The 6,615-nt window shown below is 70.6% G+C and carries 3 protein-coding genes; 1 reads left to right on the top strand and 2 read right to left on the bottom strand.

Translation table 11 applies throughout. The annotated features are described in order from the left end of the window. The first annotated feature begins 204 nt into the window (after positions 1-204). Positions 205-4,098, top strand: coding sequence for an ATP-dependent RNA helicase HrpA (gene hrpA / locus ABZU75_RS44580; RefSeq protein WP_355568982.1), 3,894 nt, complete (start codon positions 205-207; stop codon positions 4,096-4,098). Between the two features lie 349 nt (positions 4,099-4,447). On the opposite strand, the gene ABZU75_RS44575 is transcribed toward hrpA, so the two are convergent. Together ABZU75_RS44575 and ABZU75_RS44570 are read right to left on the bottom strand one after the other, a co-directional pair. Beyond that, positions 4,448-6,094, bottom strand: coding sequence for a High-affinity nickel-transporter (locus tag ABZU75_RS44575; protein ID WP_355568979.1), 1,647 nt, complete (start codon positions 6,092-6,094; stop codon positions 4,448-4,450). Next, on the bottom strand, positions 6,094-6,615 hold a 522-nt coding region (locus ABZU75_RS44570; protein WP_355568976.1), incomplete at its 5' end, for a hypothetical protein. The genes ABZU75_RS44575 and ABZU75_RS44570, both read right to left, overlap by 1 nt.

Here is a 6,615-nt window from a genome sequence, read left to right as displayed (position 1 = left end):
CCGGGTTCGGCAGGGCCTTCCGCAACGCCGACAACCACGCGCACCAGTTCGACGGCGCAGTCGGCGACGTCGTCGATCGCGTCGAAGCGGAGATGCGGGGAAGCGGCGGGTCGGGCAGCATGAACGGTTGGGGCTTCACGTGGGGGCCTTCGAAGGGCACGCGTGAGCCGTCAGGCGCGGGCCGAAAGTATCCTGGGTTTCAGTATGGGAACGCCTCCTTTGACATCTCCGCTCTCCGAACTGCACGCGCGCCTGCCCGAGCTCACGCTCCGTGACCAGCGGCGGCTACGACGCAGGCTCGACGGGGCTCGCAAGGTCAGAAACCGGGCCGCGCAGCAGAAGATCACCGTCGAGATCACCGCCGACATCGAGCGGGCCGAGCGCCGGGTCGCCCGACGCCGCGCCGGCGTCCCCACGGTCACCTATCCGGAGGCGTTGCCGGTCAGCCAGCGCAAGGACGACATCCTGGAGGCGATCCGCGACAACCAGGTCGTGATCGTCGCCGGTGAGACCGGCTCGGGCAAGACCACCCAGCTACCGAAGATCTGCCTGGAGCTCGGCCGGGGCGTCAGGGGGCTGATCGGGCACACCCAGCCCCGCCGCATCGCCGCCCGTACCGTGGCCGAGCGCGTCGCCGAAGAGCTCGACACCCCGCTCGGCGATGCCGTGGGCTACAAGGTGCGCTTCACCGACCAGGTGAGCGACGGCACGCTCGTCAAGGTCATGACGGACGGCATCCTGCTGGCCGAGCTGCAGAACGACCGCGACCTCGACCAGTACGACACGCTGATCGTCGACGAGGCGCACGAGCGCAGCCTCAACATCGACTTCATCCTGGGCTACCTCAAGCAACTCCTGCCGCGCCGCCCCGACCTGAAGGTGATCATCACCTCGGCGACCATCGACCCCGAGCGCTTCTCCAAGCACTTCGGCGACGCGCCGATCGTGGAGGTCTCCGGCCGGACCTACCCCGTTGAGGTGCGTTACCGGCCGATCGCCGAGGACGACGACCAGATCCAGGCGATCGGCAACGCCGTCGACGAGCTGTGCGCCGAGGGACCCGGCGACATCCTGGTCTTCCTCAGCGGCGAGCGGGAGATCCGCGACACCGCCGAGGCGCTCGCCAAGCGCAAGGACGCCGAGATCCTGCCGCTGTACGCCAGACTGTCCGCCGCCGAGCAGCACAAGGTCTTCCAGCGGCACACCAGGCGTAGGGTCGTGCTGGCCACCAACGTGGCCGAGACCTCGCTGACCGTGCCCGGCATCAAGTACGTGGTCGACCCCGGATTCGCCCGCATCTCCCGCTACAGCCACCGCACCAAGGTCCAGCGCCTCCCCATCGAGGCGATCTCCCAGGCCTCGGCCAACCAGCGCAAGGGCCGCTGCGGCCGGGTCTCCGACGGCATCTGCATCCGGCTGTACGAGGAGGACGACTTCGTCACCCGGCCGGAGTTCACCGACCCGGAGATCCTCCGTACCAACCTCGCCTCGGTCATCCTGCAGATGACCTCGATCGGCCTGGGCGACATCGGGGCCTTCCCGTTCGTCGAGCCGCCCGACCAGCGCCAGGTCAGGGATGGCTACGACCTGCTCCAGGAGTTGGGCGCCTTCGACCAGGGGCGGCAGATGACCACGCTCGGCCGCAAGCTGGCCGGGCTGCCCGTCGACCCGCGACTGGCCCGCATGGTGCTGGAGGCCGACCACAACGGCTGCGTCCGCGAGGTCATGGTCATCGCCTCCGCCCTGTCGATCCAGGACCCGCGCGAGCGCCCGGCCGACAAGCAGCAGGCCGCCGACGACAAGCACCGCCGGTTCGCTGACAAGGAGTCCGACTTCGTCTCGTACCTGAACCTGTGGAACTACCTGCAGGAGCAGCAGAAGGAGCTCTCCTCCAGCGCGTTCCGGCGGCTGTGCAAGGCGGAGTTCCTCAACTACCTGCGAGTCCGCGAGTGGCAGGACGTCTACGGCCAGCTACGCCAGATGTCGAAGACCCTCGGCGTCGCCCTCAACAGCACCCCCGGCGACGAGCAGAAGATCCACATCTCCCTGCTCTCCGGCCTGCTCTCCCACGTCGGCGTCAAGGACATCGACAAGAAGACCGCGGAGCCCGGCGCCCGCCGCGGCACGAACGAGCCGCGCAGGCCGATGACCGAGTACGTGGGCGCGCGCAACGCCCGGTTCGCGATCTTCCCTGGTTCCGCGCTCGCCAAGAAGCAGCCGCTCTGGGTGATGTCCGCCGAGCTGGTGGAGACCTCCCGGCTCTGGGCCCGGGTCAACGCCAAGATCGAACCCGAGTGGGTCGAGCCGCTCGCCGCGCACCTGATCAAACGCACCTACTCCGAGCCGCACTGGGAGAAGAAGCAGGGCTCGGTGATGGCCTACGAGAAGGTCACCCTGTACGGGGTGCCGATCGTGGCCCAGCGCAAGGTCAACTACGGCCGCATCGACCCCGAGCTGAGCCGGGAGCTGTTCATCCGGCACGCCCTGGTCGAGGGCGACTGGGAGACCCACCACGCCTTCTTCGCCGAGAACCGCAAGCTCCTCGAAGAGGTCGAGGAACTGGAGGAGCGGGCCAGGCGCCGCGACATCCTCGTCGACGACGAGACCCTGTTCGACTTCTACGACCAGCGTGTTCCCGCCGACGTCGTCTCCGGCCGGCACTTCGACTCCTGGTGGAAGAAGGTCCGCGCCGACCAGCCCGACCTGCTCAGCTTCGAGAAGTCGATGCTGATCAGCGAGTCGGCCGGCGACGTCAGCCGGCGCGACTACCCCGACGTGTGGCGCCAGGGCGGCCTGCGCTTCCCGCTGACGTACCAGTTCGAGCCCGGCACCGACGCCGACGGCGTCACCGCGCACATCCCGCTCGCGCTGCTCAACCAGGTCAACGTCGAGGGGTTCGACTGGCAGATCCCCGGGCTGCGCGAGGAGTTGCTCACCGCGCTCATCCGCAGCCTGCCCAAGAACATCCGGCGCAACTTCGTCCCCGCCCCCAACTACGCCAAGAAGGTCCTCCAGCGGGCCGAGCCCACCCAGGAGCCGCTGCTCGCGGTGCTGGAGCGCGAGCTGCTCAACCTGACCGGCTTCCAGGTGACCCGCGAGGACTGGCAGCCCGGCCTGGTCCCCGACCACCTCAAGATCACCTTTCGGGTGACCGACGGCCGCAGGCAGAAGCTGGCCGAGAGCAAGGACCTGGCCGATCTCAAGCGGCGCCTCGCCCCCAAACTCCGCCAGACCCTCTCCAAGGCCGCCGACGGCCTGGAGAAATCCGGCCTGACGGGGTGGACCGTGGGCGCGCTGCCCAAGACGTTCGAGCAGCGCAGGATGAAGGCCTATCCGGCGCTCGCCGACGAGGGCGCCACCGTGGCGGTACGGATGTTCGAGACCGAGGCCGAGCAGCGCCGGGCCATGTGGGAGGGCACCCGCAGGCTGCTGCTGCTCAACACCCCGTCCCCGGCCAAATGGGTGCTCGGCCGCCTCGGCAACCAGTCCAAGCTCGCCCTGAGCCGGAGCCCGCACGCCGGTGCCGTCGCCCTGTTCGACGACTGCATCGCCTGCGCCGCCGACCATCTCATGAACGAGTACGGCGGGCCGGTCTGGGACGAGTCCGCCTACACCGCTCTGCACGAAGCGGTCCGCGCCGAACTCTTCGACACCACGGCCGAGGTGGTCGCTCGCGTCGAGAGCATCCTCAAGGTCTGGCACACCGTCTCGACACTGCTGCCCGAGTCCCGCTCGACGCCCGCGATCGAGGACATCCGCGACCAGGTGGCCAACCTGGTCTACCCGGGCTTCGTCACCGAGACCGGCCACAAGCGCCTGCCCGATCTGCTCCGCTATCTCAAGGGAGCCGAGCGGCGGCTGGAGAAGGTGCACGAGGACGCGTTCCGCGACGGGGAGCGGATGGGCAAGGTGCACGACATCGAGGACGACTATCACGAGCTGGTCGAGAAGCTCCCCCCGGCCCGCCGTTCCGACGACGACGTCCGGCAGATCCGCTGGATGATCGAGGAGCTCAGGGTCAGCTACTTCGCCCAGACCCTCGGCACCCCGTACTCGATCTCCGACAAGCGCATCCGCAAGGCGATGGAGAAACTCTGAACCGGTTCGCCCGTCTGGGCGGGGGAACGGCTGCCGGGGCATCGAGATGGAGGACGGCCGAGCCGGTCGGCGGTGGTCCCTCCTCCCCCGGGGAGGCCGGCCCGAAATCGTCGCCCGGGTGGCCTGCGCTCCTGGCGAGCGGCGGTTCACGGTTTGTGGAACCGCCGGACGCGAGGCTAGGCCCTGTCCTGCGGATCTTTTGCCTACTGCGGTCGCCCAGGCGGCGCCTCGCCGCGTTGTCGTCGGTCACCGCAGCACGCTGTGGCTCCCTCCTCCGCCTTGCGAGACACCACCTGACCGATCCTCGCCACGGCAAGATCCGCAGGACAGGGCCTAGGGCCGGCTCCTCTCAGGCGGCTCCGGCCAGGCCCCGGATGGCCAGGCCCAGGCCGAGTACGACGACGACGGCGGCGGTGCCGACCGGGGCGAGAGACGACAGGCGGGCAGCCATGCCGTGTCCCCTCGTCGCCATCCGGTCGAGTCGTCCCGCCAGCTTGACCAGGAGCAGGCCGGTGGCGGTCAGGGTGCTTGCCATGCCGATGCCGTAGGCGAACACCAGCGCGATCCCGAACCAGGTGCGGCCAAGCCCGATGGCGCCGAGCAGGACGACGAGCGCGGAAGGGCTGGGCGCCAGGCCTCCCGCCACCCCCATCCCCACCAGCCCGCGCCGCGAGCGGGTGGCCTCGGTCTGTGCGGGCCGCTCCCGATCCAGCACCGCCGTCCGGACGACTCCACGGCCCGGATCGGTGTGGCCGTGCCCGTAGCCGGATCTCTGGTCGTGCCCTTCGGCGGAGGGCACATGTCCGTGCCCGTGTCCGTGCCCGTGCCCGTGCCCGTGCCCGTGCCCGTGTCCGTGCCCGTGTCCGTGCCTGTGGCCGGAGGGCTCGCCGCTGCGGTGGGCGCGCCAGGCCGATCGCAGGAGACCGGCGCCGATGACAGTGATCAGCAGGCCGCTGGCCAGGCCGAGCCAGCCGAGCACGGACTCCCCGGTGAGGGCGGAGAAGGCGCTCAGCAGCAGGCCGACGACGAGAACACCCAGCGTGTGGGTGGCCGTCACGGTGGCGCCGACGACCAGCGCGTCACGTGGGCGGCCGCTGCGGCCGGCGAGGTAGGCGGCCATGATGGTCTTGCCGTGACCGGGGATGAGCGCGTGGCCGGCGCCGAGGACCGCGGCCAGCGCTATGGAGAGCAGGCCCAGCGGCACGGTCAGCGACGCGGTGCCGATCAGGTTGGTGAACAGGCGGTCCAGCGCGGCCAGTGCGTCTGCGACGGGTCCGCCGGACACCAGCGGTATCGCGGTCGCCGCCGAGCCGGTTCCCGGCGTCACGCCCAGTTTCACCGCCCGCTGGTCCAGTGGGTCGGCCAGCAGGTCGCCGGGGTAGGACCGCAGTTCCCGGCTCACACTCGTGCCGGGCACCGAAGGGCGCACCAGCCGTAGCCCCGCGGCGGACACCGCGGTGATCTCCCGCCAGCCCAGCCGGTCGGCCAGGAAGCCGTCACTGAATTCGACCGTCCCGCTCCCCTCGGACGTCACCGAGGTCCCGGAGCCGGAGGCCGCGGCGGTGGGTGCCTGGAGCGGTTTCGCGGCGGCGTGCAGGCGGCATGTCAGGCGGCTGGTCTGCAGGCCGCCCTGACCGGGCTCGTAGGCGAAGACGGCCTCGGAGATCTGCCACACCGTCGCGGTCCCGTTCACCGTCAGACGCTGTGCGGTGGCGAGTTCGCCACACCGGGCGGTGCCGTACGCCGACCGTTCGGCGTCCGAGACCGTTCCTGAGCGGTCGGCGTCCACCGCGGGGCGGGCCTGCAGGGTGGGCAGCTCGGCGCTGTCCACGACCGCCAGGTTCTCCACCCGGTCCGGGGTGATCCGCAGGCCGTTGTAGTGGTTGACGGTGAAGTTGCCCAGTGGGTGCGCCACCTCCGCGTTGGAGGGCGCGGCGCCTGCGGCGAGCGTCGCGCACATCGCCAGGCCGCAGGCGGCGGTAGTGACCGCAAGCATCAGGAGAACCTCGCTAGGGCAGGGAGATCGGCGGAGAAGGTGGGGTCGGCGTCGCGGGCCCGGGCGGCGGAGCGCCTGGACTCCTCGGTGCGGCCGAGCGAGCGTTCGATCTCGGCGCGGTGGTGATGGAACAGGGCGTTGCGCCAGCCGGTGGCGGTGGCCCTACGCGCGTACGGCAGGGCCTCCTGGTCACGGCCGTCGCGGTGCAGGGCCCAGGCCAGGGCGTCGGCGGCGACCACGTTGGGGTTGCGGGCGTATTCGGCCTCGGCGTGTTCGACGGCCCGTGCGGGAGAGCCGTGGTCGGCCTCGAACTCGGCCCAGGTCAGGTCGTCCTTGACCCCGGCCGCTTCCATCAGGGTCCGCTGCGCGCGCAGCAGCGCCCACTGCTCGGCGGGATCCCTGCCCGCCGCGACCAGCACCTCGGCGTACTCGATCACGTACTGGGCCAGGGGCAGGCGCCCGACAACGGTGGCGTAGAGGTCGGCGGCCTCAGCCGGCCGGCCGTCGAGCGCCGCCGCTCT

It is taken from the genome of Streptosporangium sp. NPDC005286, assembly GCF_040607515.1.
Taxonomy (GTDB): Bacteria; Actinomycetota; Actinomycetes; order Streptosporangiales; family Streptosporangiaceae; genus Streptosporangium.
Note: the sequence above shows the minus strand (reverse complement) of the source record. Positions and strands in the feature narration are given on the sequence as shown.

Coding starts and splice junctions, on each gene's coding strand:
- hrpA (WP_355568982.1), top strand. CDS start 205: ATGGGAACGCCTCCTTTGACATCTCCGCTCTCCGAACTGCACGCGCGC.
- ABZU75_RS44575 (WP_355568979.1), bottom strand. CDS start 6,094: ATGCTTGCGGTCACTACCGCCGCCTGCGGCCTGGCGATGTGCGCGACG.